Source organism: Marinomonas vaga (assembly GCF_055388305.1).
Genome location: NZ_AP043903.1, coordinates 1,564,986 through 1,589,056, shown reverse-complemented (window position 1 = coordinate 1,589,056; position 24,071 = coordinate 1,564,986). Strand labels below are relative to the sequence as shown.

Genomic DNA, 24,071 nt, shown 5'->3' with positions numbered 1-24,071 from the left:
CATGCAGTTCACTGATTTATTTATCAAACGCCCAATCTTATCGATCGTTGTTAGTTTATTAATCTTACTAATAGGTGTCAGTGCTACCTACAACTTACAAGTACGCCAATACCCCAAAATGGAAAGTGCTACCATCACCATCGATACTGCATTACCTGGGGCGACTCAAGACATGATGCAGGGGTTTGTAACAACCCCCATTGCACAAGCTATATCCACCGCAAACGGTATTGAATACATTACCTCTTCATCGAAACAGGGTAAGAGTCATATTTCGGCAAAGCTGGTCCTAAACGCCGATGCGGATCGCTCGATGACAGAAATTTTATCTAAGGTTCAGACAATAAAATATCGACTCCCTGAGGGCGTCGCAGACCCAGTCATATCTAAAATCACAGACGGCGCATCAGCAATTCAATACATTGCATTTAAAAGCGATACCTTAGACGCCCCCCAAATTGTCGACTTTGCCGATCGTGTCGCCTTACCCCTAGTCACCTCTGTTTCAGGGGTAGCTTCAGCGCGAATGGATGGAGGGGCATCTTACGCAATGCGTATTTGGGTAGACACAACCAAACTCGCCGCTCGCAATATGACAGCCAGCGATATAGCCAACGCCTTACGCGCCAACAACATCCAAGCATCACCCGGACAACTGAAAGGCTCCGATACGGCGATTAATATTACCGCTGGTACGGATCTGCAAGATATTGATGCCTTCCGTGAAATGGTGGTCAAAGACAGCGTAAAAGGTGTGGTACGTTTAAGTGATGTAGCAACTGTGGAACTGGGGGCGCAAAATTACGACTCTGCTGCTATTGCAGATGGTACCAACGCGGTATTCCTTACTATTTCGCCAACACCAGACGGCAACCCGCTAGAAATCGTCGATGCTATTAAAAGCTTACTACCAGACATTCAGCGTGTTGCACCTCCTGGCCTAGAGGTGATCAACCGCTTCGATGTAGCACATTTTGTTAATGCCTCCATTGAGGAAGTCAAACACACCCTAATTGAAGCAATTCTCATTGTTATTGTGGTGATTTTTCTCTTTCTAGGCACGCTCCGGGCAGTGATTATTCCAGTCATCACAATCCCACTTTCGCTACTTGGTACCGCCGCCTTGATGCTGGCATTTGGTTTCTCTATCAACCTGCTCACCTTACTAGCAATGGTGTTGGCCATAGGTCTGGTTGTCGATGATGCCATTGTGGTAGTGGAAAACATTCACCGCCATATCGAAGAGGGATTAGAGCCTTTCAACGCTGCCCTGGTAGGGGCTCGAGAAATCATTAGCCCTGTTATTTCCATGACCATCACCTTGGCTGCTGTGTACGCTCCAATTGGTCTAATGGGAGGGTTAACAGGGGCGTTATTTAAAGAGTTTGCCTTTACCTTAGCTGGCTCAGTAATCGTATCAGGAGTGGTCGCTCTCACCCTATCGCCCATGATGAGCGGCAAGCTTCTCAGCTCAAAACAGTCTGAGTCAAAAATGGCTAAAATGGTCGAGTACTATATGGAAGGCATTACCAATGGCTATAGTCGCCTGCTCGATAAAATACTACGAGCTCGCGGTGCTGTACTCTTTGCTAGTGTCGCGATTCTAGCGGGCATAGTCATACTCTTCTTAGGCTCGGAAAAAGAGCTCGCACCACCAGAAGACATGGGCTACGTATTCGCTCAAACAAAAGCACCACAATACGCCAATGTTGATTATACTCGCCGCTACAGCGCTCAAGTCGATCAGATTTTTTCTGACATCCCAGAGTTCAACGGTAGCTTCTTTGCAATAGGTGGTGATAACGCCAACATAGGTTTTGGTGGCATAATTTTAGATGAATGGTCCCAACGAGAACGTTCAGCAGACCAAATTCAAGCAGAGCTTGCTGGCCGAACTGGACCAATCACTGGCGTCTATACGTCGTTATTTCAAGACAGCCCATTACCTGCCAGTAGCGGTGGTTTACCGGTACAAATGGTAATTCGTTCAACTAATGATTTCAGCACTATTTATGGCACATTAATGGGGTTAGTTGGTGCCTCTTGGGGAAGCGGCTTGTTTGCATTTGTCGACTTCGACCTGGCCTTTGACAGCGCCGAAGCACGAATCACAATTGACCGCGTTAAAGCAGGAGACATGGGGGTCTCTATGTCTGAGATAGCGAGCACTTTAGCCATTCTAGTGGGTGAGAACTACATCAACCGCTTTAATTGGTTTGATCGTTCATATGATGTGATAACCCAGTCACTCCAAGGACAACGTTTAACGCCCGACAACATCGGTGAATTTTATGTTCGCACTTCTGCTGGTAAGCTGATTCCTCTATCCACCATTGTGGATGTGGATGTGAAGCCTCAACCCAATATGCTACCTCAGTTTAACCAAATGAATTCCGCCACCTTATCAGCTGTATTAATGCCAGGCGTTACCATGGGACAAGCCGTCGACTTCTTACAATCACAACCACTTCCCGACGGCACAACCGTAGATTGGCTCTCTAATAGTCGCCAATTCATTCAAGAAGGCAACCAACTCACCATTTCATTCGGCTTTGCGTTAATTGTTATTTTCTTGGTGCTTGCCGCACAGTTCGAAAGCTTCCGGGATCCACTGGTTATTTTAATAACGGTTCCGCTGGCGATCTGTGGTGCATTAGCTCCTATCTATCTTGGCTACACCACACTGAATATCTATACCCAAATAGGACTGGTCACTCTAATTGGTTTGATTTCAAAGCACGGCATCTTAATGGTGTCCTTTGCCAACGATCTACAAATACAAAAACAAATGTCTAAAATAGACGCGATTCGTGAGTCCGCAGCGGTCCGTATGCGCCCGATCTTAATGACCACTGCGGCCATGGTGGCGGGACTCATTCCATTATTACTTGCAGCGGGGGCAGGAGCATCTAGCCGCTTCTCAATCGGTATTGTGGTCGTCATGGGAATGTTAATTGGGACATTATTTACTCTATTCGTGCTGCCCACATTTTATTGTCTGCTGGCTGGTGATCACCGCCACAGAGGCAAAGCCGTCCAAGATTTGTAATATTTGACTTATCTGACACTCAAAAGCCCAGCTCATGCTGGGCTTTTTTTATCAGCCTGACCCATCCTAGGGGGTTATCAGTCCGCGAATATCGTCTTCAAAATGGGCTAATGCTCGGCGTTCTATCGCCTGCACGCCTGCTTGTTGGGCAGGTGTTAGGTTGTGGTACTTTGACGCGGCCCCAAAATCCCCAAACAAGATATGTCCTGCTTGGTTAATCAGCACATTATGGGCGTATAAATCCCCATGACTGACTTGCTTGCTTTCTAGGTGTGCCACCAGATCCCGCATTTGCGTGATGATGTGTTCAGCTTGTTCTGCATTAAAGGTTTGCCCCTTGGTGAAGGTATCTCGAGTGCAGGTCTCCAAGCTCGGCGGCTGCCCTAAGTTATAATAGTCCGAGGAGATCAAATCCATGACTAAGGCAGCACAATCAGGCTCATGGATATGGGCCAAAGGTTTGACCAAGTTTTCGTGGCTGCCCACGGTCAAGCAAGCATCCAGCTCATCCTTGGGCGAACCATCGCTGGTGACTTCCCCTTTAAACACTTTCACGGCCACCTGCTCTGGAAAGGCGTATTCATCAGTACGCCAAGTGGCTCGGGAGATGACTCCTGACGCCCCCATGCCCAGCACTTCATGCAGCATGACATCTGATGAATGCACCTGTTTAAAGTCCAGATGCTCGTCCTGGGCTGGGCAAAACGGGTTCCCAGAAAAAGCCAACCAAGCCAACTTAGGTAAGGCCAATAGAGCCTCTGGGAAATGCGTTAAGGCGTTCGCAGAAATACGCAGTAAACCAAGATTGTGCAATTGAGCAAACGAAGTCGGCAAGGCTGTAAGCTGATTGCCCGCTAAGGCAAACTTTTCGAGTCTCGAAAGCTCACCTATGTTGTCAGGCAAAGCTTTAAGACAGTTATCGGTCAGAATCAGCCAACGTGTTTGTTTCGGCAAACACTGCTCTGACACGTACTCAATACGGTTATGCTTAAAGCCAATCATTTCTAGATTAGGCATGTCGCCTAACACATCTGGCACATGCTCAAACAGATTATTAGACGCAAAAAAGATTTTAAGATGCTTTAAGCGCGTCAAGTCAGAAGGTAAGTCCCGCAAACGATTATTTGATAAGTCGAGTACTTCGAGGGAATCCGCTAACTGATAAATTTCCTCTGGGAACTCTGCCAAAGATTCACTCAATTGCAGTCGCTTAATCCCCTTTAACTCGCCCTTACGTAATTGCTCTAAGGTGTGCACCTCGTCTCTCCGCCCCGTTCAAAAGCCCTATTATGCCTGAATCAAACAAGGCAATCCTGATCAATTAATAAACGCCCTATAATATTGACATTATCGCTATCTGATACCACCATTAGCGCTAATGTTCAGATGTACCGAACGTGATTGCACGATGCGATCATGCGCATCAAATGAGTAACATTATCAAGGAGAGTCGTTATGAAACCTAGCAATAAAGCAGGAAAGGTATTGCTGGCCGCCGCCATGGCTGGTTCTATCTCAGGCGGAGCCTTAGCTCAGCCCATCGTACAAGCGCCAGCAGGCCCTGTACAAGGTGTGACTGGCGAGACAGTCACCGTCTATAAGGGCTTACCTTATGCCCAGCCCCCTATCGGGGAAAAACGCTGGCGTGCACCAGAGCCCCTATCCCCTTGGACAGAAACACTCGTGGCAGACGAATTTGCCGCAGGCTGCCCACAACCCAGCGCTCCCGCTGATAACCTATACGCGCCTCAACTACCCAAGCTTTCCGAGGATTGCCTTTACTTGAATGTATGGGCCCCTAACAATGTAGAAAACGCCCCTGTAATGGTGTGGGTACACGGAGGCAGCTTGGTGTCTGGCGCGGGTCACGATCAGACCTATGACGGCACCGCATTAGCAGAACGAGGCATTGTGGTGGTCACCATCAATTACCGTCTTGGTATTCTAGGATACATGGCCCACCCTGAGCTGAGCGCGGAAAACCCAGACAATATCTCAGGTAACTACGGCTTACTGGATCAAATTCAAGCTCTGAAATGGGTACAAGACAACATCGCTGCTTTTGGTGGCAATCCTGATAGCGTCACCCTAGCGGGAGAATCCGCTGGCGGGTTAAGCGCTTTGTATTTGATGGCTTCCCCCAAAGCTCGAGGACTGTTCCAGCAGGCAATCGTTCAAAGCGCGTACATGATCTCCACCCCAGAACTGCGCACCTCTTCCCATGGAGATTTGCCCGCAGAAGCCATCGGCCAAAAAATATCACAGGCTTTGAAACTCAATGTGGAAGGGCTTCGTAAACTGGATGCCAATGATTTGGTTAACGCCGCTGCAAACGCTCACTATTTTCCATCCGGCACAGTGGATGGCAAGATTTTACGCCGTCAGCTAGTGGATACCTTTAATCGTGGTGAGCAAGCCCCTGTGCCAGTACTGGCAGGCTTTAACGCTGGGGAAATTCGCACCTTGCCGTTCCTCGCGCCACCAGCGCCTGATAGCGCCAGCGAATACGAATCCATTATCAAAGCCCGTTACGGGGATCTTGGCGAAGAGTTTTTGCGCCAGCACCCTTCCTCAGACATGAAGGAAAGCTCCCAAACTGCTGTACGGGATGCCATGTACGGTTGGACCGCAGAAAATCTAGTGCGCAAGCAAACAGAGCTAGGTAAGCCTTCCTATTTCTATTTCTTTGATCACCATTACCGTGCCACTGACGAGGCAGGCATTAACGCCTTCCATGCTTCAGAATTGCCCTATATCTTCGATACTTTTGATCGCACCGTTGCCGCTTGGCCGCGTCCACCTCTGACCCTTGAAGAAGCTCAATTCAGCGAGGCCGTATCAGAGTACTGGGCGTCCTTTATTCGTAATGGTCGACCAAAAGTAGAAGGCGCAGCAAACTGGCTTCCCTATGGTGAAGAGCGTAACTATGTGGCCTTGGAGCAACAGCCGCGCGCTGATAAGCACCTGATGCCAAACATGTTTGAGCTTAACGACGAGATCATTGCTCGTCGCTTCGCCCATGGCGGTCTACCTTGGAACTGGAACATCGGGGTCAAAGCACCTCAGACAAACTAATCCTTCCAGAAGCAACAAAAAAGGCCTCTTACATAAGAGGCCTTTTTTACGACTGAATGGGACTTAAGCAAACATCTCTTTTAAGGTCGCCAAATGTTTAGAGCGAGTTTCCAGATCCAACCAACTGCCCTCAAAAGCGTTACACGCCAGCTTATATAACTCCTCTTTGGTGATCTCTGTATCCTTCACCAAAGCAGCAAAATTATCGTTCATATAACCGCCAAAATAAGCGGGATCGTCCGAGTTTACTGTGGCGTTAAGGCCTAAGCGCAACATACTACGAATAGGATGTTCCACTAACGTATCCACCACACACAACTTGAGGTTAGACAAAGGACAAACCGTTAGGGTCAAACCTTGGCGTTTAATCGTTGCTACTAGGTTAGTGTCTTCCAAGGCGCGGTTGCCGTGGTCGATACGATCCACACCAATATCATCAAGGGCTTGCCAAACATACTCTGGCGGTCCCTCTTCCCCTGCATGCATGGTCACCTTCAAGCCTAGGGACTGACACTCATGAAATACATTAACGAACTTTTCAGGGGGATGGCCCAGCTCTGAACTGTCCAAACCCACCCCATCGATCCAATCTAAATAGGGTTTTGCGAGCTTCAATGTCTCGAATGCACTGGCTTCATCCAGATGACGCAAGAAGGACATAATCAGCTTAAAAGTGATCCCTAGATCCCGCTCAGCGTCTTTTAGAGCACCATAGATCCCTTTAATTTGAGTATCGAAGCTTACCCCTCGACTCAAGTGACCTTGCGGATCAAAGAAGATTTCCACATGTACCACATTGTCTTCGTGGACACGCTTCAAATACGCCATGGTGAGGTCATAAAAATCCTGCTCTTTCAGCAGCACGGACATCCCTTGGTAATACAAATCTAAAAAATCTTGCAGGTTTTCAAACTGATAGGCGGCTTTCAGCGCGTCCACAGAATCGTATTTCAACGCAACCTGATTACGCTGGGCGATAGCAAACATCTGCTCAGGTTCAAATGTACCCTCGATATGTAAATGCAATTCGGCTTTTGGCATTTTCATGGCCAAATCCAATAAAGATTGAGAGCCCGTCATTGATGTTCCCCTTACTAATAAAACCTTAAAACGTGACGCTGGGTGCGTCGAGGGCGGCCAGAGGCGCATAAGTTAAAATTAGCAGGGCTTAACAGGATTGAAAACCTAACTGGTTGTTTAAATTACATTTGGTGGACTAAATCGTCGTGAATGGTTAAGCAGAAACCAAAAAGAGGCGCCCTAAGCGCCTCTTCTGACTTTAACTCACATCCGAACTATACCTGAAATAAGAAGTTCTTGATCAGGTCACGGCCACCCTCTGTGGCAAAGGATTCTGGGTGAAACTGTATCCCCTGAATGGGAAACGTCTTATGGCGTACCCCCATGATTTCATAATCCCCACCTTGGTGGATGACGTCATGATTAGCAAAATCTGCCACCTCAAGGTCACCCACTACAGAAGTCACCTCTAAACACTCTGGCAAGCTCTCTGGCTCCGCCATCAAAGAGTGATAACGCATGATTTCCAGCTGATCAGGAATGTCATGAAAAATACCTTCGCAGTTATGGGAGATAGGACTGGTTTTACCGTGCATGGGCAAGTGCGCCTTAATGACATTACCGCCAAACACATGGCAAATACCCTGCATTCCTAAACACACACCCATCAGTGGGATGCTCTGTCCCAACTCACGAATGACACTGGCACACACGCCAAAATAGGCTTCGTCCTCAGGGGTGCCCGGCCCAGGGGAAATGATGATGCGATCCGGTGCGGCAGCCTTGATGTCTTCTAGAGTCACTTCGTCATTACGCTTCACCACCACCTCAAACTGCTCAATGCGGCCGCGGCTTTGTTCGCTCATCAAAATCTCACCAATGTATTGGTAAAGGTTGTAGGTGAACGAGTCATAGTTATCAATAATATAAACCTTCATGTTCTACCCTTACTGCTCTGGTGCAAATTGATCGAGGACACGCTTGGTGCCTGCGAACTTACGTTGGATTTCTAGGTACTCATCTGCGGCGTTAGAATCATAAACATTGCCACCACAGGTTTGCACATAGGCTTTACCCCCATTGGCAAACACAGTACGAATCGGAATCGCGAAGTTACAATCCCCATTAAAAGAGAACTGTCCCACGGCACCGCCGTATGGACCGCGACCATCGTTTTCCATGTCATCAATGATCTTCATGGCTTCGATCTTAGGCGCACCGGTCAGCGTCCCCGCGGGGAAATTGCTCGCTAATGCTGAGAACATGTCATGCTCTTCGGCGATAATGCCCACGATTTCACTGGAAATATGCTGTACATGGCTAAAGCGTTTAATGTCCATCAGAGAGCGCACCTTAACCGTACCAAAACGCGCCACACGACCGATGTCATTACGGTGTAGGTCAACAATCATATTGTGTTCAGCGATTTCTTTTGGATCATTTAACAAGGCACGAGCCAGGGCTACGTCTTCCTTATCATCCACGCCGCGCTTAGCTGTACCCGCTAACGGGAAGGTTTCCATTTCCCCTTGGCGCAAGCGGAATAACAGCTCTGGACTCGCGCCAATGACTTTTTGCTCACCAAATTTCACATAATACATTTGCGGTGATGGGTTCACTTCGCGCATTTGTTCGTAAATGCCGATGGTGTCGCCCTCTACGTCAAACCACTTCTTGAAGCCCACTTCACACTGGAAGATCTTGCCTTCGATGATGTCCTGCTTCACCTTGTCTACTGCGCTTGCATGATCTTCGCAACTCATGGACTCACCCGCAGGGGTGATCGTCAATGGGCCATTGGCAGGGATCGGCGCATCCAACAAGGCTTGCACTTGCTCTGATCGATCTTGATCGTAATAGAAGTAGAAAACCTCACCCGTCATCTTGTCCAAGATCAATCCATCTTTGTACAAACCAAAGCGGAACGCATCAAACATATCACTGGATTGCAAATCTAAGGTCGGCTCAAAATAATTCATACTGTCGTAGCCGATGTAGCCGGTTAAACCGCCAGCGTACATCCGAGACAAGATGTTTTGCGGCACAATGCTGCGCAACAAATAATAAGGGTTGTCAGACTCGTAAGCATTGGTTTCGCCGTCACGCTCTTGGATAAACAGCTTTTTTCCTTCCGCCCAGAGTAGCTTTTCTGGGTCAAAGCCAATGATCGAGTGGCGTGAGATGTAGCTTTCTTCCCCTAGGGATTCCAGCATAAAGCAGTTTTCAAATTGCTTTTCGACCTTTTTAAACATGCCGAAAAAGTCACAGTCAGAGCTTATGGTCACGTACTTAGGTTTACGTGGTAACTCGATGCGTGGTGGAAGGTTACTCATGTTCTTTTAATTCCTTCAGAGCGCGGGAACCACGAGTGACAGTGGCAATGCCCACACCTAATTGTTTGGCAATTTCTCGTTGTGGCACCCCTTCTTCCAGCAACGCAAAAATCTGTAAGCGGTGCTGCATCTCACTGATTTCGTTAGGCGTTAACAAAGCATTCAGCTTACGCGCCATGACCTCAGCATCTGGAGTGTCTAAAAAATAATGAATCAAATTCTGCACAGAGGCGTACCTTGATGTATCAATGTACTAGTACAATATAGATCCCATCAAACAATTGCAATCCGTCGGAATTATTTTTTTGATTTAGCGGGTCATTGAAAGGGCTAACGACCCAACACGTCCACTCGCACTTCTACAACTCCTACCCGGGTGTTGGCGATGCGCTGAAATGCGGCTTTGCTGAGGTCTATCACGCGCCCTCGGACAAACGGGCCTCGATCATTGATTCGTACGACAATGCTTTTGCCATTGTCTAGGTTGGTTACCTTGACTCGGGTGCCAAATGGCAGGCGTTTGTGGGCAGCCGTCATGGCGTTTTGGTTAAAGCGCTCGCCACTGGCCGTGGTACGCCCGTGGTATTTGTCTGCGTAATAACTGGCGCCCCCTTCTTCAGAAAAGCCCACGGCATCCTGATGACTAATGGGCCCACTGGAGCAAGCTGACAACATCAGTAACACACCAGACAGACCAACAAACCGAGCAAACATGAGCAACTCCTGCATAAAAGCCAATGATTCTATGTATTTAGCGTCCTAAAACTCTAGCGTTTAAAGCGCTTTTAAAAAAGCTTTACAGGATCGCAACATAAACCTAACCCAATCAACTCGACACCATTGAAGAGCTCGTCTATAAATAATCTCGCATACAGTTTTGGAGGGAGCCCTAATATGCAAATTACTGTGGAAACGACTATAAACGCTAACGTTGAAACCGTCTGGGAAGCTTGGACCAACCCAGCCTTCATTAAACAATGGAATGCAGCATCTAAAGATTGGTGCTGCCCACAAGCTGAAATTGATCTCCACGAAGGTGGCTATTTTAAGTACCGTATGGAGTCACGGGACGGAGCAATGGGCTTTGATTTTGTTGGGCAATTCACCCGTTTAAAGCTGCTCCACACCATTGAATACACCATAGAAGATGGTCGTCATGTAAGCATTCATTTCAAAGAAGATGACCAAGGGGTTCATATCTCTGAGACCTTTGATGCAGAAACTCAGTACTCGGAAGCAGAGCAAAAAGCGGGCTGGCAGGCCATCTTAGACAACTTTAAAAACAACGTCGAATCCGTCCCCCACATCACCCAGTGATCTGAGAGGGACATTGAAGAACCCGTTGGGGGCCTTGACCCGCTTCGGAACACACATCATCTGGGTTCAGCAGTCGGCAGGCTTTTAGGCTTAAGCAGCCACAACCGACGCAACCTGATAAATTGTTCTTCAGGCGTTCAATACGCTCAAGTTTCTGCTGCAAATGCACTTGCCACTTGGTTGCCACCTTATCCCAATCTTTCTTGGTTGCGGTGCGCTCCATGGGCAAGTCGGCCAGCTCTTCTGCCACCTCGTCCAAGGTAAAACCCACCATTTGCGCCACTTGGATTAAAGCAATCCGACGTAACATAGATGAATGAAAACGCCGCTGGTTACCAAAGGTACGACTGGCTCGAATCAATCCCCTTTTTTCGTAAAAGCGCAATGCGGACTGTGCCACACCACTTCTCAAGGCCAACTCACCAATGGTTAGTTGTTTGCTTTCTAAGCATTCCGACATGATAAAGAGAATCCTGAATTTCTTTCTTGACTTAAAGTTAACTTCAACTTTTATACTCGCCCTTCGATGAATGCACAAGTCCTAGAAACCTCATGAGGAAACCCTTCAGCATGCGACGAGATTTGTATTTGGTACTCGGTATTGGCTGCTTATGGATCGTTCAACACCTGAGCGCAGGATGGCTATCACCAAAGGTGCCATCACTTTGGCTGGAAGCAGGAGCCCTGTTTTGTGTTGTCCTCACACTGACTATCATGAGTTATGGGATGGGGTTGAGCACCCGCAGCAATACCCACTGGGGTAAGTTTTTTGTAATTGGCGGATTACAAGCCGCTATTCCTGCAATGCTCCTTTCTTTTGGACACCTGCCTATGGACCAAGCGGTCTCTGCATCCATGTTAGGTGCCATGCCCCTCTATCTCGGAATGCTAGCCCCTATTTTGCTACGCAATGTACCCATTAAGTTAGAAAACTACCTCAGCATTGCACTCGCAATGTTTGTGCTAGTGGCTTTGTTTTACCCAGAATTCATAGGCTCCAATCACTTAAACGGGCTTGTATTCGTCTGTGGGGCGCTGACCACTGCGGTCTCATTTATGCTGATCTTGCTGATTCTAGAATTCATCAAGCAAGAGCATCCGCTCATCATTGCCCGTAACGTTCTTGCCATTGTGCTGGCTCAGTTGTTCTTTATTAGCCTATTGATACGCCCTGACTTATTGGTGGATACCGCGCTTCCCAGTATTTTAGTGCTCCTCAACGATGCGTTAATGATCGCCACAGTTCTCTACTTTATTGGAGCCTTACTACTGCGCCGCTCAAAAAGCTCACCACCTTCCATCACCGGATTTTATTCAATGTTGTGTATTGGCGTTTTCTTCAGTGCCATTCATCATTACCACGCCATCCAACCCACTACTTGGGCGGCTTTGATTGTTATCTGCGCGGCCATGGCGGTGCAGACAGCCATGAGCCAAAGAGACACCAAAACCTGCTTTACAGGCGAGTGCTAACCCCTCGCCTGCTTTTCTTTTAAAGGCTTCTCAGGTAATTTCGTTGACTCCTCTCACTACGCCCAAAGGGATAGGTCATGAAGTTCATACAGAGTAAATCCTTCACTGCAGACAGAGCATGGGGGGCAATGGACATTGCCAATATGAATGGCATCACCACGCGTCTACATTGGACGGATCAGCCCTATAAATGGCACATCAATGATGGTGAAGAAGTCTTTGTGTTATTAGACGGTGTTGTGGATATGCACTTCAAGGAACACGGGGAAGCCAAGGTACAAACTATGACCGTCGGCGACATTTTTTATGCCTCCATTGGCACAGAGCATGTGGCTCATCCTGTTGGGGAAGCCCGCATTCTCGTGATCGAAACGGAAGGTAGCGTTTAACGTCAGGGAATCCAGCAATTTAATGACATTTTTAGTTATAAGCTAAGATGAATTGTGTCTCCCCATATTCCAAAATCTTGCATTTTTCATTCTTGTAATAACTAAATCTTTTAAATAAGCTATCTGTAAATTGAAAACCATTTACATTTAATGTGTTTAAAGGATTCCCATGAAAGCTAAATTAAACGTTATTAAGTCCGTTGCTGGCGCGTTGCTTCTTGGCTCTGCCGTGAATGCAAGCGCCGCTGATCAGACCATCTTGAATACGTCTTACGATATCGCTCGTGAGCTGTTTGCCTCTTACAACCCTGTGTTCCAAAAACACTGGGAAGAAAAGACCGGCAACACCATCGAGATCAAACAATCCCACGCGGGATCATCTAAACAAGCCCGCTCTATCCTGCAAGGCCTACCTGCTGACGTGGTGACATTTAACCAAGTCACTGACGTACAAATCCTGGCAGACCGTGGTGCACTTGTGCCTAAAAACTGGAAAAGCCTGTTGCCAAACAACAGCTCGCCTTACTACTCCACTACGGCGTTCCTAGTGCGTAAAGGCAACCCTAAAAACATCCATGACTGGGGCGATCTAGCCAAAGAAGACGTGGGTCTGGTTTTCCCTAACCCAAAAACCTCTGGTAATGGCCGCTATACTTACCTTGCTGCTTTGGGTTACGCCCAAGATCAGTTTGGTAAAGACGCAACAGACAAGCAAAATGCCTTTTTGAAAACCTTCCTTGGCAACGTGTCTGTATTTGATACCGGCGGCCGTGGTGCAACCACGACTTTCGTAGAGCGCGGCATCGGTGATGTACTCATCACTTTTGAATCAGAAGTAAACAACATCCGTAACCAGTATGGCGCAGACCAGTACGAAGTTGTCGTACCGAAAACGTCTATCCTAGCGGAGTTCCCAGTGGCAGTGGTTGAGCGTAACGCTAAGAAAAACGGTACACTGGACGTCTCTACTGAATATTTGAACTACCTATACAGTGAAGAATCGCAACGCCTACTGGCTGGCTTTAACTACCGTGTTCACAACGAAACAGTCAAAGCTGAAGTTGCGGATCGCTTCCCTGAAGTAAAACTACTAACGGTTGAAGAGATCGCTGGCGGTTGGCCACAAGCGATGTCTGATATCTTTGCTAACGGCAAGCAGCTAGACCAGCTACAACGCCGCTAAGCAGTGAGTAAGAGTGCCAAAGCACTCAAGCTATGTAAGAGCATTGATTAGCCGGGCGCCAAGTACCCGGCTTTCGCGTCTCTAAACTAATATGAGTCATTCGCACATCATTCGCCAAGGAGCGAACCAGCATGTCCACATCATTAAGCGTCGCCAGCGCTAAACCTCGCCATAAGCGAGTCTTGCCTGGCCTCGGTCTCAGCCTCGGCAGCTCGCTGTTTTTCATCAGCTTGATTCTCTTGTTGCCAATGACAGGCTTGATCATGCAAACCGCCGACATGGGGTGGTCTGAATACTGGCGCGTCATTACCGACGAGCGAGTGGTGGCAAGTTACAAAGTAACCATTTGGGCGGCGGTCATTGCCTCCGTTTTCAACGGAGTATTTGGCTTATTGTTGGCTTGGGTGTTAGTGCGTTACGAATTCCCAGGGAAACGTATTTTAGATGCCTTGGTAGATCTTCCCTTTGCACTGCCCACAGCCGTGGCGGGTATTACCTTGGCAACGCTTTATGCACAAAATGGCTGGTACGGCGAGTTCTTAGAGCAATGGGGCATTAAAGTGGCCTATACGCCTCTGGGTATCATAGTCGCCATGTCCTTCACCAGCATTCCTTTTGTGGTGCGTACGGTGCAGCCGATTCTTGAGGAGCTGTCCCCAGAGGAAGAAGAAGCAGGTATTACCTTAGGAGCCTCAGATTGGGCCGTGTTTCGGCGTGTGATCATGCCTTCCCTTTGGCCTGCGTTAGTCACAGGGGTGGCCTTGTCTTTTACCCGCAGTCTGGGCGAATTTGGCGCGGTGATTTTTATCGCGGGCAACATGCCTTACATCAGTGAGATCACGTCACTCATGATCTTTGTCAGTTTGCAGGAGTTTGACTTCCCTGCGGCCAGTGCGATTGCTTCTGTGGTGTTGATCGCGTCCTTAGTATTGCTGTTCGCAATCAATATTTGGCAAGCGCGCTACCTGAAGCGCTTACACGGACGTTAGGAAGGAGTCAGCATCATGTCATCGAAACAGAGACATCAACAGCGAATTGGCGATAGCCCAGCCGTAAAATACACCCTGATTGGCATTACTCTAGTGCTGACCCTGTTACTGTTGGTCGTGCCGTTAGTGAGTATTTTCCAAAAGGCCTTTATTGATGGTTTAGCCGTGTACTGGCAAAGCCTTGCAGAGCCAGACACTCTACATGCCATTGGCTTAACCCTATTCGTGGCATTACTCACCGTGCCCATTAACCTTGTGTTTGGGGTTTTACTGGCTTGGGCGGTGACACGCTTTGAGTTCCCCGGTCGTAAACTGCTGATGACCTTAATGGACATTCCGTTTGCGGTATCTCCGGTGGTCGCGGGTCTTCTGTACTTGTTGCTGTATGGCAGCAATGGCTGGATCGGTGAATGGTTGTTTGAAAATGACTTGCAGCTGATGTTCGCTTGGCCGGGCATTGTCATGGTGACCGTATTCGTCACCTGTCCATTTGTGGCACGGGAACTGATTCCCTTGATGCAACAACAGGGCCGAGAAGACGAAGAAGCCGCCGTGATTTTGGGGGCATCCGGTTGGCAATTATTCCGCCGTGTGACCTTACCCAACATTAAATGGGCCTTGCTCTATGGTGTGATCTTAACCAATGCCCGAGCGGTGGGTGAGTTCGGTGCGGTCTCCGTGGTATCAGGTAACATCCGTGGCGAAACCAACACCTTGCCTCTACATGTGCAGTTATTGTACGAGGATTACCAGGCCACCGCCGCATTTGCCAGCGCATCATTACTGGCGTTAATTGCCTTGATTACCCTGATTTTTAAAGCCTTCGTTGAATGGCGCCAAGAGCGCGCCCAAGAAGCAGAGTCGAAACACTAATAGGTGACAGTATGAGTATTCGCTTAGATAACATCTCAAAAACATTCGGTAAGTTCCAAGCTTTGTCGCCTATGTCTCTTAACATCGACGAAGGCGAAATGATCGGTTTGCTAGGCCCTTCAGGTTCGGGGAAAACCACCCTACTGCGCATTATTGCAGGCTTAGAGGGAGCGGATTCCGGCAACATTAAATTTGGCGAACGTGACGTGACCAACATACATGTACGTGACCGCCATGTGGGCTTTGTATTCCAGAACTATGCTTTGTTTCGCCATATGACGGTGGCTGACAACGTAGCCTTTGGTCTTGAAGTAATGGACAGCAAGCATCGTCCTGACAAAGCTGAGATCCAACGCCGTGTGCGCCATTTGTTAGAAATGGTACAACTTGAGCATCTTGCCAATCGCTTCCCCGCACAACTGTCTGGGGGACAAAAGCAACGTATCGCCTTAGCCCGCGCCCTCGCGACTAAGCCGGATGTTTTGCTATTGGATGAACCTTTTGGTGCCCTAGATGCCAAGGTTCGTAAGGAGCTGCGCCGCTGGTTACGCGGTCTACATGATGAGTTAGGGTTCACTAGCGTGTTCGTTACCCATGACCAAGAAGAAGCCTTAGAGCTATCTGACCGTGTGGTCGTGATGAGTAATGGTCGTATCGAGCAGGTAGATGAACCAGCGGCCCTATACGCTCAGCCAAACAGTCGCTTTGTGTTTGATTTCCTAGGCAATGTGAACGTGTTTGAGGGTCAATTTGAGCAAGGCCGTTGGTACAACGACCAAGCTTGGGTACAAGCCCCAAACAAAGAACAAGCACTTGGCTCAGGCCAATTGTACGTTCGCTCCCACGAGTTGGCCTTACGCAGTGAGCCCACCCAACAGGCCGCGTTGCCCTTAAAGGTTATCGCAGTGAACCCTATCGGTGCGGAAGTGCGGGTAGAGCTCGCGCCTTACGAATGGCAATCGGAGCAGATCTGGGAAGCGGATCTAAGCCATGGGGATTACCATCGCCATCCTGTTAAGCGAGGCGACATTGTTTACGCGGAACCTCAGGCAGGTTACTTCTTCCGCGACGGCGTCGACCAAGCCCCTGAATCACTTCAATGGACACCCGTGCAACAGGGCCTTCACGCCTAGAACCCAGTTCCTAAGTGTGACTCTCTTTGACGAGTGACACTTAGGACAGTCTTCCTTTCGCGCCTTTCTGTTGTATGCTTGGACAGCATGTCACCGTGTCCCTGTAGTCAATCTGAGAATTTATGGCGCTAACAACCAGTAAACGCATCGCCTGGATCGGTATCGCTTGGTGCGTTCTTTCCATCTTTATCGCCATTGGCGTCGGCAAGCTGTCCAAAGACTTGGGCTATCAAGCACTCCATGACGAGGTGTCTGACCGTCTGCTAGCGTCTATTCATCGAGTCCGTGGTGCCCTGAATGCATTCCATTACTTGCCTTTTTTGCTGACCCAGAACGAAGATGTGATTCAACTGGTGGACCAAGCCAGTGGTCTAGAAACCACCGAGCTGGCAGACAAGGTATCCCGATATTTGGAACAAACCAACCTGGTGGCCGGGGCCTCTGGTCTGTTCATCGTCAGCCAAACAGGCCGCACGGTTGCCTACAGTGATTGGCGGGATCAGCAATCCTTGTCTCCCAGTAACTTCGCCCAGTTACCACTCTTTCAGCTGGCAGAACGGGGCGAAGAAGGCCGCTTTTATGAGAATCCACCGCACTCCCAAGCGTTTTATTACCTATCGGCTCCCATCTACAAGCAAACCCAGTTTGTGGGTGCCGCCATCGTTCGTATCGACCTAGAGCAACTGCTGCCGGATTCTCCGCCTGACGAATGGTTTGCCATCAGCGATGACTCCGATGTGATTTTTATCGCCTCACAACCGGAGTGGCTGCGCCAACTTAAACCCAACATTGCCGACCAATCCAGCATTCCCCTATCAAACGGTATTAACGCCAGTCTCTGGACCATTGAGCGACAGCATTTTATCACCCAAAGCGTACGCCTTGATGATCTGGGCTGGACCTTTACCACCCTAGTGTCTGCCCGTTCCAACGAGCGTTATAGCAACATGCTGGCGACCATTACCGTAGCGGTTCTTTGGATCCTTGGAGTGTTAATGCTTTACCTTAGAGAGCGCCAGCTCAAGAAGATCTCACAACAGGAAACCCGCACCGCCTTAGCCCGCAGTGCCGAGCAACAGCGCTATATCATCAGTAACGCGGAAGTGGGTCTGGTCACTTTGAACAAAACCGGCCACATTCGTTTTATTAACCCCAAAGCCGCCCAGCAGTTTAACCTTTCCCCAGAACAGGCCATCGGCCAACCCATTGGCGAGTTATTAACGGATGTCCCCTCATCCTCTGCCCTTGGGCGAGCATTGAGTCAATTTGGCCAAGAACACTTTATCCCTGTGGTGGGAGCAGAAGCTCGAGGGGTACGCCAGCCTGATCAAACCTTCCCTGCCCTGATTTCTTTACGGGTGATTCATCATTTGCCTGAATACGAATACCTTGCAACAGTCGTTGATATCAGCCGCCGAAAACAGCTCGAACAAGCCTTGCTAACAGCCAATGAATCCCTTGAGCAAAAGGTTCAAGAGCGTACCCAAGCTCTCGAAAACGCCCAGCAGGAACTGGTGCAAACCAGCAAAATGGCCGCCCTAGGGCGTATGTCTACCGCCGTAGTCCATGAGTTAAATCAGCCCCTCACAGCCATGCGTACCTATATCGCTATCAGTCGCCAACTGCTTAACGAGCCAGACATGGTGAAGGAAAACCTGACCTTACTGGACGACCTTACTGAACGCATGGCGGTTATCACGTCCCAGCTGAAAACCTTTGCCTACAAAAAACCCGAACACGTGCACCCCGTGTCTCTCAGCACGGCCATTAGTCAAACTCAAATGCTGCTACGCCAGCGCCTAGAGCAAGAAGCGGTGACCCTAGATATCCAAGGAATCAATCCCGAGCACAGTGTACTCGGTGATAATGCCCGAGTAGAGCAAGTCCTAGTCAACTTAGTCAGCAATGCCTGCGATGCGTTAGAAGCGACGCCAGAAAAATGTATCCGTATGGCGTCTCAAGCAACGGTGAATCAGCTCATACTCACTGTAGAAGACAATGGTCCAGGCATCGCCCCCGACCACCAAGAACAATTGTTCGAGCCCTTCTTTACCACCAAGTCCATTGGCAGTGGCTTAGGGCTCGGATTGGCCATTGTTGCGGCCATCATTCGTGATTTAAAGGGCACCATTCGGGTGGATAAGAGCCCTATGGGGGGCGCACGTTTTACCCTAGTATTATCTAGCGCCAACACTATTGATTAGATAAAAAGAGTCACTATGCAAACACATTCACGAGGCACTGTTCTGTTAGTTGATGACGAAGCCATGATCCGGCAAGCCACAGCAAAATGGCTACAAATGGCAGGTTTAGAAGTCATCAGCGCCAGCTCCGCTGAAGAAGCCCTGACACACCTGAGTGAAGAATTCCGAGGCATCTTATTAACCGATGTAAAGATGCCCGGCATGAGTGGATTAGAGCTGATGCAGGTGGCCCACGAACGCATCCGTGACCTTCCGGTAATCTTGATCACAGGCCACGGAGACATCGACATGGCGATCCAAGCCATGCGCGACGGAGCCTATGACTTCATCGAGAAACCCTTTGTCCCAGAGCGCTTAGTAGAAACCCTATTGCGGGCCTGCGAAAAGCGTAGCCTAATGATCGAAAATCTAAGACTGCAAAATGACATCGCCACCCGCTCAGGTCTAGATGGCAAGCTCATCGGCATCTCCCCCGCTATTCAGCGCCTCAAGCGGGAATTACTGGCCTGCGCTGAGATGGATACCAATGTCATCATTTACGGGGAAACAGGCAGCGGTAAAGAGCTGGTCGCCCAGTGCTTGCACGAATTTAGCCATCGCAAACACAAACGCTTTGTCCCCATAAACTGCGGTGCTATTCCGGAACACCTAATCGAAAGCGAGCTATTTGGCCACGAAGCTGGGGCCTTTACTGGCGCAGCAAAACGTCGCATCGGACGCTTTGAGCATGCGGACGGAGGCACCCTGTTTTTGGACGAGATCGAAAGCACGCCTCCCCATTTGCAAATCAAAATACTGCGGGCCTTGCAGGAAGGTCAAATAGAGCGCCTCGGCTCCAATCAGACCATTCCTGTAAATATTCGAGTCATCGCGGCGTCCAAAGCAGACCTGCGGGAAGACGAGAATTTCCGTCAGGATTTGTATTATCGTTTAAACGTGTCCCAACTGTTTCTGCCACCTCTTCGGGAGCGTCCAGAAGATGTGCCTCTATTGTTTATACATTATGTGAATCAAGCGGCCAGTGAGCGGGATCGCACCAGCCGCCAGTTGAGTAGCCAAGATGAGCGCATCCTCCGCAGCCATCAATGGCCCGGGAACGTTCGGGAGCTTAAAAACATTGCCATTCGCTTCGCCCTGGACACCCGTGCAAGCCTTGCGGATTTGATTAATGGCCAGCCCAGCGTACAACCCAATGAAGACATCGAACACAAACCCCTGCCCTTGGCGATCCAAGTAGCGGCTTTTGAAGAAGAAGTGATCAAGCGCGCGTTACAAAGACACCAAGGCAACATCAAAGCGGTGATGGATGAGCTAGATCTGCCTCGTCGAACTCTTAACCAAAAAATGACTAAGTTCGGCCTAAACCGCTCCGACTATGTCTAATGGCGTTGTTCCTCTGAGCAATCGGCAAAATCACGCCGATTGCTCCAAATTCAGGGGAATTACCCCATTAAAACTTGCTTTAACACCCTCCCCATCCGCCAGCCAGTAACAAATGAGCCAATTTTTGCTTATCGAATTTCACGCAATAAGCAAGATTTTGCTCATAAGGATAATAAACTTTCCGCTTAAATAATAAATAAATCCAATTTAATCAAATGGTTATATGATTTATCCAACATTGGCATTGGCTTTGCCTATACTCTCATATGTGAGAGCGAGGACGCTCTTTCAGACTCCTCTGAATAACAACAAAGACAGATAGGAAACCACACAATGAAAATGAGTAAACGCACGCTAATCAAAGCTATGAGCGCCACTTTAATCATGGGTACTGCAGCAGGCACTGTCGGCCTAGCTCAGGCAGCTGACGCCAAGCGCTCCTACGTACTTGCGACGGCTTCTACAGGTGGTACGTTTTACCCAGTGGGTGTCGCCCTAGCCACTCTCACCAAAGTAAAACTTGAACCAACCATCGGCATGTCCATCTCTGCCATCAACTCAGCAGGCTCTGGCGAAAACATCAAACTGATGCGTGAGGACGAAGCTCAGCTTTCAATCCTTCAAGGTCTTTACGGCGCTTGGGCATGGGAAGGGGAAGGCCGCATGGCCAACGAAGGTCCACAAAAGAACCTGCGCTCCATCACCATGTTGTGGCAAAACGTTGAGCAGTTCGTTGTGAAATCCGACTACGTTAAATCTGGCACCATCACGGATATGAACAACCTTGCCAGCGAAAAATTCTCTATCGGTACGAAAAACTCAGGGACAGAAGGCTCTGGTCTAACCCTACTGAACAACATGGACATAGCGGTCGATGACCTAGACATGGCTTACATGGGGTATGCGGCGTCTGCTGATGCTCTTCAAAACGGCACCATCGACGGCATGAACATTCCTTCTGGTGTCCCAACTAGCGCCATTACTCGTGCCTACGCAGCCCTAGGTAACGACATCACAGTATTGGATTTCTCTGACGAGCAAATCGCTCAAGCCAATGGCAACTACCAGTTGTGGACACGCTTTGAGATCCCTGCCAATACTTACCCAGGCCAAACGAAGGCGATCAACACCATCGCACAGCCTAACTTCCTAGCCGTACGTGACGACATGTCTGAAGAGGACGTGTACCAACTCACTAAAACCATCTACGAAAACCTACCGTTCCTAAACGGCATTCACAAAGCAACCAAAGCCATGTCGATTGAAAAAGCCATCGCTGGTTTACCAGTACCACTTCACCCAGGTGCTGCCCGTTACTACCGTGAAGCCGGTCTGACTATCCCTGCTCACCTTATTACTGAGTAAGCTAGCCAGCATTAAACGGAACTTGCGTTAAGAGGGGCTTCTGGCCCCTCTCATTCCCTGCCAATTGGCAATTGATTCACTCACATCTGTGAGTCTTAACACTTATGACAGGTTGTTGATTATGTCTGAGACGACTCAGGGCACCCACGATCAAGAAATGGAAGACAAGCTCAAAGGCTTGGAACTTGCCCAACGGGAAGAGACCTCCACCACAGGACGCTTTATTTACTGGGCTGGAGTACTGTTCGCCCTTGCGCATATTTATTTCAATACCATTGGTACCATGTCAGAGCTTTGGGTGTCAGCCATTCACTTCAGCGGCTTTGCCTTAATTTGTGCGTTAATGGTGCCAGGATTTAAGGTTGCCAGTCAGTCTGGTCAACGGTGGGTATTGGCCTTTGATATCTGTATTGGCTTACTCGCCATTGGCACCACCATCTACCTGATGTTGTTTGAAGACGCTCTTTATGATCGAGGTGTGACCTTTATCACCAGCGATTGGGTGGTCTCTTTCATCGCCATTGCCATTGCCCTAGAGCTCACTCGACGTACCACGGGCTGGTTTATCCCCACTATGATTTTGGTGGCACTTACCTATGTATTTTGGTGGGGGCCTTATATCGATGGCATCTTTGGTTTTGCTGGCCTGAGCCTTGAGACGGTTATGTTCCGTTCTTACTTCTCTTCAGAGGGGATGTTTGGCTCCATTGCCCGTATCTCATGGACTTACGTGTTCATGTTTATCTTGTTCGGTGCTTTCTTGGTTAAATCTGGTGCTGGTGATTTCATCATTGAATTGTCACGTTGTGCTGCGGGCCGTTTTGTAGGCGGTCCGGGGTTCGTTGCGGTATTAGGCTCTGGGTTGATGGGCTCAGTGTCGGGTTCATCCGTTGCCAACACGGTATCCACTGGGGTGATCACCATTCCTATGATGCGTAAAGCAGGCTTTCCAGCACGTTTCTCTGCTGGGGTAGAAGCGGCCGCTTCTACCGGTGGGCAATTGATGCCGCCTGTTATGGGGGCCGGTGCCTTCATCATGGCCTCTTACACCCAGATCCCATACGTTGAGATCATTGCTGTTTCAACCTTGCCTGCACTGCTCTACTTTATGTCAGTCGGCTTTTATGTGCGGGTCGAAGCCATGCGCTCCCACGCCCATGCAGTGGAGCTTGAGAGCCGCAGCTTCGGTGAAGTGTTTAAAGAAGGCTGGCACTTCCTATTACCCTTAGCGGTATTGGTTGCCTTACTCATCTATGGCTTCACCCCAACTTACGCGGCGGGCATTTCCATCCTGGCAGTAATTGTGTCTTCTTGGTTGTCGAAGAATCCAATGAAACCAAGAGACATCCTAGACGCCTTAGCACAGGGCTCCCGTAATATGGCCACCACCGCCATTTTGCTCATCGCGGTCGGACTTGTGGTCAACGTGGTAGCCATGACAGGCATAGGTAACACCTTCTCCTTGATGGTATCCGAGTGGTCCAATGGCAGCCTATTGATCATGTTGGCCTTAGTAGCGTTAGCGTCTTTGATCTTAGGTATGGGGCTTCCTGTAACGGCGGCTTACATCGTCTTGGCAACCCTGTCTGCCCCTGCTCTGTACAACCTGATTGCCGAGTCCCATTTGATCAGCCTTGTGGTGGCGGGCAATTTGCCTGAAGAAGCCAAGGTCATCTTTATGTTGATTGACCCAGAAAAATACGCGCTGCTGTCCATGCCCATGAGCCAAGCCGATGCCACCGCCTTGATTGCTCAAGTACCACCGGATTTCCGTGGTCAATTACTTGAACAAGCGGTAGACCCAACGGTCTTGAGCGCAGCACTGCTGTCAGCACATATGATCATTTTCTGGTTATCTCAAGACTCTAACGTAACGCCTCCGGTCTGTTTGACGGCCTTTGCCGCCGCAGCGATTGCGAAAACCCCGCCGATGGCAACGGGCTTTACTGCTTGGAAAATCGCAAAAGGTTTGTACATAGTGCCACTGCTATTAGCCTACACCAACTTCATCGGTGGCGAAGCCCAAGACGTGTTACGTATCTTCGTATTCGCCTTGTTTGGCATCTATGCCTTTGTGGGCTTTATGGAAGGGTATTTAGAAGGCCCACTGAATATCTTGATGCGCTTACTGTCCGGTGTTGCGGCCTTGCTTATGCTTTGGCCACATCACAATATTCTCATCGACAGTGCTGGTTTGGTGTTGTTTATTGGTCTGTTTATTCTCAGCCGCAAACGCCGCCAAGCAATCGCCTAAAAAGGCCACACAAAAAAAGGGAGCTGATTAG

General features: G+C 49.0%; 20 protein-coding genes. 13 read left to right on the top strand and 7 right to left on the bottom strand.

Going from position 1 to position 24,071, the window contains the following annotated elements; all coding sequences use genetic code 11:
- Window position 1: 1 nt before the first annotated feature.
- Window positions 2–3,049, top strand: coding sequence for an efflux RND transporter permease subunit (locus ACZ5DR_RS07375; RefSeq protein ID WP_377366599.1), 3,048 nt, complete (start codon window positions 2–4; stop codon window positions 3,047–3,049).
- 66 nt (window positions 3,050–3,115) lie between these two features.
- Here the strand turns inward: ACZ5DR_RS07375 and ACZ5DR_RS07370 are convergent, their stop codons facing one another.
- Window positions 3,116–4,306: a leucine-rich repeat-containing protein kinase family protein gene (locus ACZ5DR_RS07370; protein ID WP_377366601.1), complete on the bottom strand. Its 1,191-nt coding sequence runs from the start codon at window positions 4,304–4,306 to the stop codon at window positions 3,116–3,118.
- A gap of 198 nt (window positions 4,307–4,504) precedes the next feature.
- Here ACZ5DR_RS07370 and ACZ5DR_RS07365 point away from each other — a divergent pair, with 198 nt between their 5' ends.
- Window positions 4,505–6,124, top strand: coding sequence for a carboxylesterase/lipase family protein (locus ACZ5DR_RS07365; RefSeq protein ID WP_377366604.1), 1,620 nt, complete (start codon window positions 4,505–4,507; stop codon window positions 6,122–6,124).
- Window positions 6,125–6,187: 63 nt separating this feature from the next.
- On the opposite strand, the gene ACZ5DR_RS07360 is transcribed toward ACZ5DR_RS07365, so the two are convergent.
- From ACZ5DR_RS07360 to ACZ5DR_RS07340, 5 genes are all read right to left on the bottom strand, one after another.
- A complete protein-coding gene (locus ACZ5DR_RS07360; protein ID WP_377366606.1) occupies window positions 6,188–7,204 on the bottom strand; it encodes an adenosine deaminase in 1,017 nt (338 codons plus the stop codon).
- A gap of 215 nt (window positions 7,205–7,419) precedes the next feature.
- Window positions 7,420–8,082, bottom strand: coding sequence for an anthranilate synthase component II (locus ACZ5DR_RS07355; protein ID WP_377366607.1), 663 nt, complete (start codon window positions 8,080–8,082; stop codon window positions 7,420–7,422).
- Between the two features lie 9 nt (window positions 8,083–8,091).
- A complete protein-coding gene (locus ACZ5DR_RS07350) occupies window positions 8,092–9,477 on the bottom strand; it encodes an anthranilate synthase component I family protein (protein WP_377366609.1) in 1,386 nt (461 codons plus the stop codon).
- Window positions 9,470–9,655 carry a Trp family transcriptional regulator gene (locus ACZ5DR_RS07345; RefSeq protein WP_464543909.1) on the bottom strand — a complete coding sequence of 62 codons (186 nt, stop codon included), beginning with the start codon at window positions 9,653–9,655 and terminating at the stop codon, window positions 9,470–9,472. The genes ACZ5DR_RS07350 and ACZ5DR_RS07345 overlap by 8 nt, the downstream gene beginning before the upstream one ends.
- Before the next feature lie 152 nt (window positions 9,656–9,807).
- Window positions 9,808–10,191, bottom strand: a complete 384-nt coding sequence (locus ACZ5DR_RS07340; protein WP_377366613.1) for a septal ring lytic transglycosylase RlpA family protein — start codon at window positions 10,189–10,191, stop codon at window positions 9,808–9,810.
- A 180-nt stretch (window positions 10,192–10,371) separates the two neighbouring features.
- Between ACZ5DR_RS07340 and ACZ5DR_RS07335 the strand changes: the two genes are divergently transcribed.
- Window positions 10,372–10,794 (top strand): SRPBCC domain-containing protein, encoded by a 423-nt coding sequence (locus ACZ5DR_RS07335; protein ID WP_377366615.1) that lies wholly within the window; start codon window positions 10,372–10,374, stop codon window positions 10,792–10,794.
- Here ACZ5DR_RS07335 and soxR read toward each other — a convergent pair.
- A complete protein-coding gene (gene soxR, locus ACZ5DR_RS07330) occupies window positions 10,784–11,254 on the bottom strand; it encodes a redox-sensitive transcriptional activator SoxR (protein WP_377366617.1) in 471 nt (156 codons plus the stop codon). The genes ACZ5DR_RS07335 and soxR overlap by 11 nt on opposite strands.
- Window positions 11,255–11,364: 110 nt before the next feature.
- Here soxR and ACZ5DR_RS07325 point away from each other — a divergent pair, with 110 nt between their 5' ends.
- The 10 genes from ACZ5DR_RS07325 to ACZ5DR_RS07280 all read left to right on the top strand — a co-directional run bounded on the left by ACZ5DR_RS07325 (window position 11,365) and on the right by ACZ5DR_RS07280 (window position 24,040).
- Window positions 11,365–12,267 carry a hypothetical protein gene (locus ACZ5DR_RS07325; protein ID WP_377366619.1) on the top strand — a complete coding sequence of 301 codons (903 nt, stop codon included), beginning with the start codon at window positions 11,365–11,367 and terminating at the stop codon, window positions 12,265–12,267.
- A gap of 77 nt (window positions 12,268–12,344) precedes the next feature.
- Window positions 12,345–12,656 carry a cupin domain-containing protein gene (locus ACZ5DR_RS07320; protein WP_377366621.1) on the top strand — a complete coding sequence of 104 codons (312 nt, stop codon included), beginning with the start codon at window positions 12,345–12,347 and terminating at the stop codon, window positions 12,654–12,656.
- Window positions 12,657–12,825: 169 nt separating this feature from the next.
- Window positions 12,826–13,839 (top strand): thiosulfate ABC transporter substrate-binding protein CysP, encoded by a 1,014-nt coding sequence (gene cysP, locus ACZ5DR_RS07315; protein WP_377366623.1) that lies wholly within the window; start codon window positions 12,826–12,828, stop codon window positions 13,837–13,839.
- A 131-nt stretch (window positions 13,840–13,970) separates the two neighbouring features.
- Entirely contained in the window at window positions 13,971–14,828 is an 858-nt protein-coding gene (gene cysT / locus ACZ5DR_RS07310) for a sulfate/thiosulfate ABC transporter permease CysT (RefSeq protein ID WP_377366625.1), read from the top strand.
- 15 nt (window positions 14,829–14,843) lie between these two features.
- Complete coding sequence (gene cysW / locus ACZ5DR_RS07305) at window positions 14,844–15,701, top strand: sulfate ABC transporter permease subunit CysW (protein ID WP_377366627.1); 858 nt, start codon at window positions 14,844–14,846, stop codon at window positions 15,699–15,701.
- An 11-nt stretch (window positions 15,702–15,712) separates the two neighbouring features.
- A complete protein-coding gene (locus ACZ5DR_RS07300; protein WP_377366629.1) occupies window positions 15,713–16,834 on the top strand; it encodes a sulfate/molybdate ABC transporter ATP-binding protein in 1,122 nt (373 codons plus the stop codon).
- A 122-nt stretch (window positions 16,835–16,956) separates the two neighbouring features.
- A complete protein-coding gene (locus ACZ5DR_RS07295; protein WP_377366631.1) occupies window positions 16,957–19,038 on the top strand; it encodes a sensor histidine kinase in 2,082 nt (693 codons plus the stop codon).
- A gap of 15 nt (window positions 19,039–19,053) precedes the next feature.
- Window positions 19,054–20,421 carry a sigma-54-dependent transcriptional regulator gene (locus tag ACZ5DR_RS07290; RefSeq protein ID WP_377366632.1) on the top strand — a complete coding sequence of 456 codons (1,368 nt, stop codon included), beginning with the start codon at window positions 19,054–19,056 and terminating at the stop codon, window positions 20,419–20,421.
- 333 nt (window positions 20,422–20,754) lie between these two features.
- Entirely contained in the window at window positions 20,755–21,786 is a 1,032-nt protein-coding gene (locus ACZ5DR_RS07285; RefSeq protein WP_377366634.1) for a TAXI family TRAP transporter solute-binding subunit, read from the top strand.
- Between the two features lie 121 nt (window positions 21,787–21,907).
- On the top strand, window positions 21,908–24,040 hold the full coding sequence (locus ACZ5DR_RS07280) for a TRAP transporter permease (RefSeq protein WP_377366636.1): 2,133 nt from the start codon (window positions 21,908–21,910) through the stop codon (window positions 24,038–24,040).
- The last annotated feature ends 31 nt before the right edge of the window (window positions 24,041–24,071 follow it).

Excerpts from the sequence above, each read along its gene's own strand:
- ACZ5DR_RS07375 (WP_377366599.1), top strand. The coding sequence starts at position 2 with ATGCAGTTCACTGATTTATTTATCAAACGCCCAATCTTATCGATCGTT.
- ACZ5DR_RS07365 (WP_377366604.1), top strand. The coding sequence starts at position 4,505 with ATGAAACCTAGCAATAAAGCAGGAAAGGTATTGCTGGCCGCCGCCATG.
- ACZ5DR_RS07360 (WP_377366606.1), bottom strand. The coding sequence starts at position 7,204 with ATGACGGGCTCTCAATCTTTATTGGATTTGGCCATGAAAATGCCAAAA.
- ACZ5DR_RS07355 (WP_377366607.1), bottom strand. The coding sequence starts at position 8,082 with ATGAAGGTTTATATTATTGATAACTATGACTCGTTCACCTACAACCTT.
- ACZ5DR_RS07350 (WP_377366609.1), bottom strand. The coding sequence starts at position 9,477 with ATGAGTAACCTTCCACCACGCATCGAGTTACCACGTAAACCTAAGTAC.
- ACZ5DR_RS07345 (WP_464543909.1), bottom strand. The coding sequence starts at position 9,655 with ATGGCGCGTAAGCTGAATGCTTTGTTAACGCCTAACGAAATCAGTGAG.
- ACZ5DR_RS07340 (WP_377366613.1), bottom strand. The coding sequence starts at position 10,191 with ATGTTTGCTCGGTTTGTTGGTCTGTCTGGTGTGTTACTGATGTTGTCA.
- ACZ5DR_RS07335 (WP_377366615.1), top strand. The coding sequence starts at position 10,372 with ATGCAAATTACTGTGGAAACGACTATAAACGCTAACGTTGAAACCGTC.
- soxR (WP_377366617.1), bottom strand. The coding sequence starts at position 11,254 with ATGTCGGAATGCTTAGAAAGCAAACAACTAACCATTGGTGAGTTGGCC.
- ACZ5DR_RS07325 (WP_377366619.1), top strand. The coding sequence starts at position 11,365 with ATGCGACGAGATTTGTATTTGGTACTCGGTATTGGCTGCTTATGGATC.
- ACZ5DR_RS07320 (WP_377366621.1), top strand. The coding sequence starts at position 12,345 with ATGAAGTTCATACAGAGTAAATCCTTCACTGCAGACAGAGCATGGGGG.
- cysP (WP_377366623.1), top strand. The coding sequence starts at position 12,826 with ATGAAAGCTAAATTAAACGTTATTAAGTCCGTTGCTGGCGCGTTGCTT.
- cysT (WP_377366625.1), top strand. The coding sequence starts at position 13,971 with ATGTCCACATCATTAAGCGTCGCCAGCGCTAAACCTCGCCATAAGCGA.
- cysW (WP_377366627.1), top strand. The coding sequence starts at position 14,844 with ATGTCATCGAAACAGAGACATCAACAGCGAATTGGCGATAGCCCAGCC.
- ACZ5DR_RS07300 (WP_377366629.1), top strand. The coding sequence starts at position 15,713 with ATGAGTATTCGCTTAGATAACATCTCAAAAACATTCGGTAAGTTCCAA.
- ACZ5DR_RS07295 (WP_377366631.1), top strand. The coding sequence starts at position 16,957 with ATGGCGCTAACAACCAGTAAACGCATCGCCTGGATCGGTATCGCTTGG.
- ACZ5DR_RS07290 (WP_377366632.1), top strand. The coding sequence starts at position 19,054 with ATGCAAACACATTCACGAGGCACTGTTCTGTTAGTTGATGACGAAGCC.
- ACZ5DR_RS07285 (WP_377366634.1), top strand. The coding sequence starts at position 20,755 with ATGAAAATGAGTAAACGCACGCTAATCAAAGCTATGAGCGCCACTTTA.
- ACZ5DR_RS07280 (WP_377366636.1), top strand. The coding sequence starts at position 21,908 with ATGTCTGAGACGACTCAGGGCACCCACGATCAAGAAATGGAAGACAAG.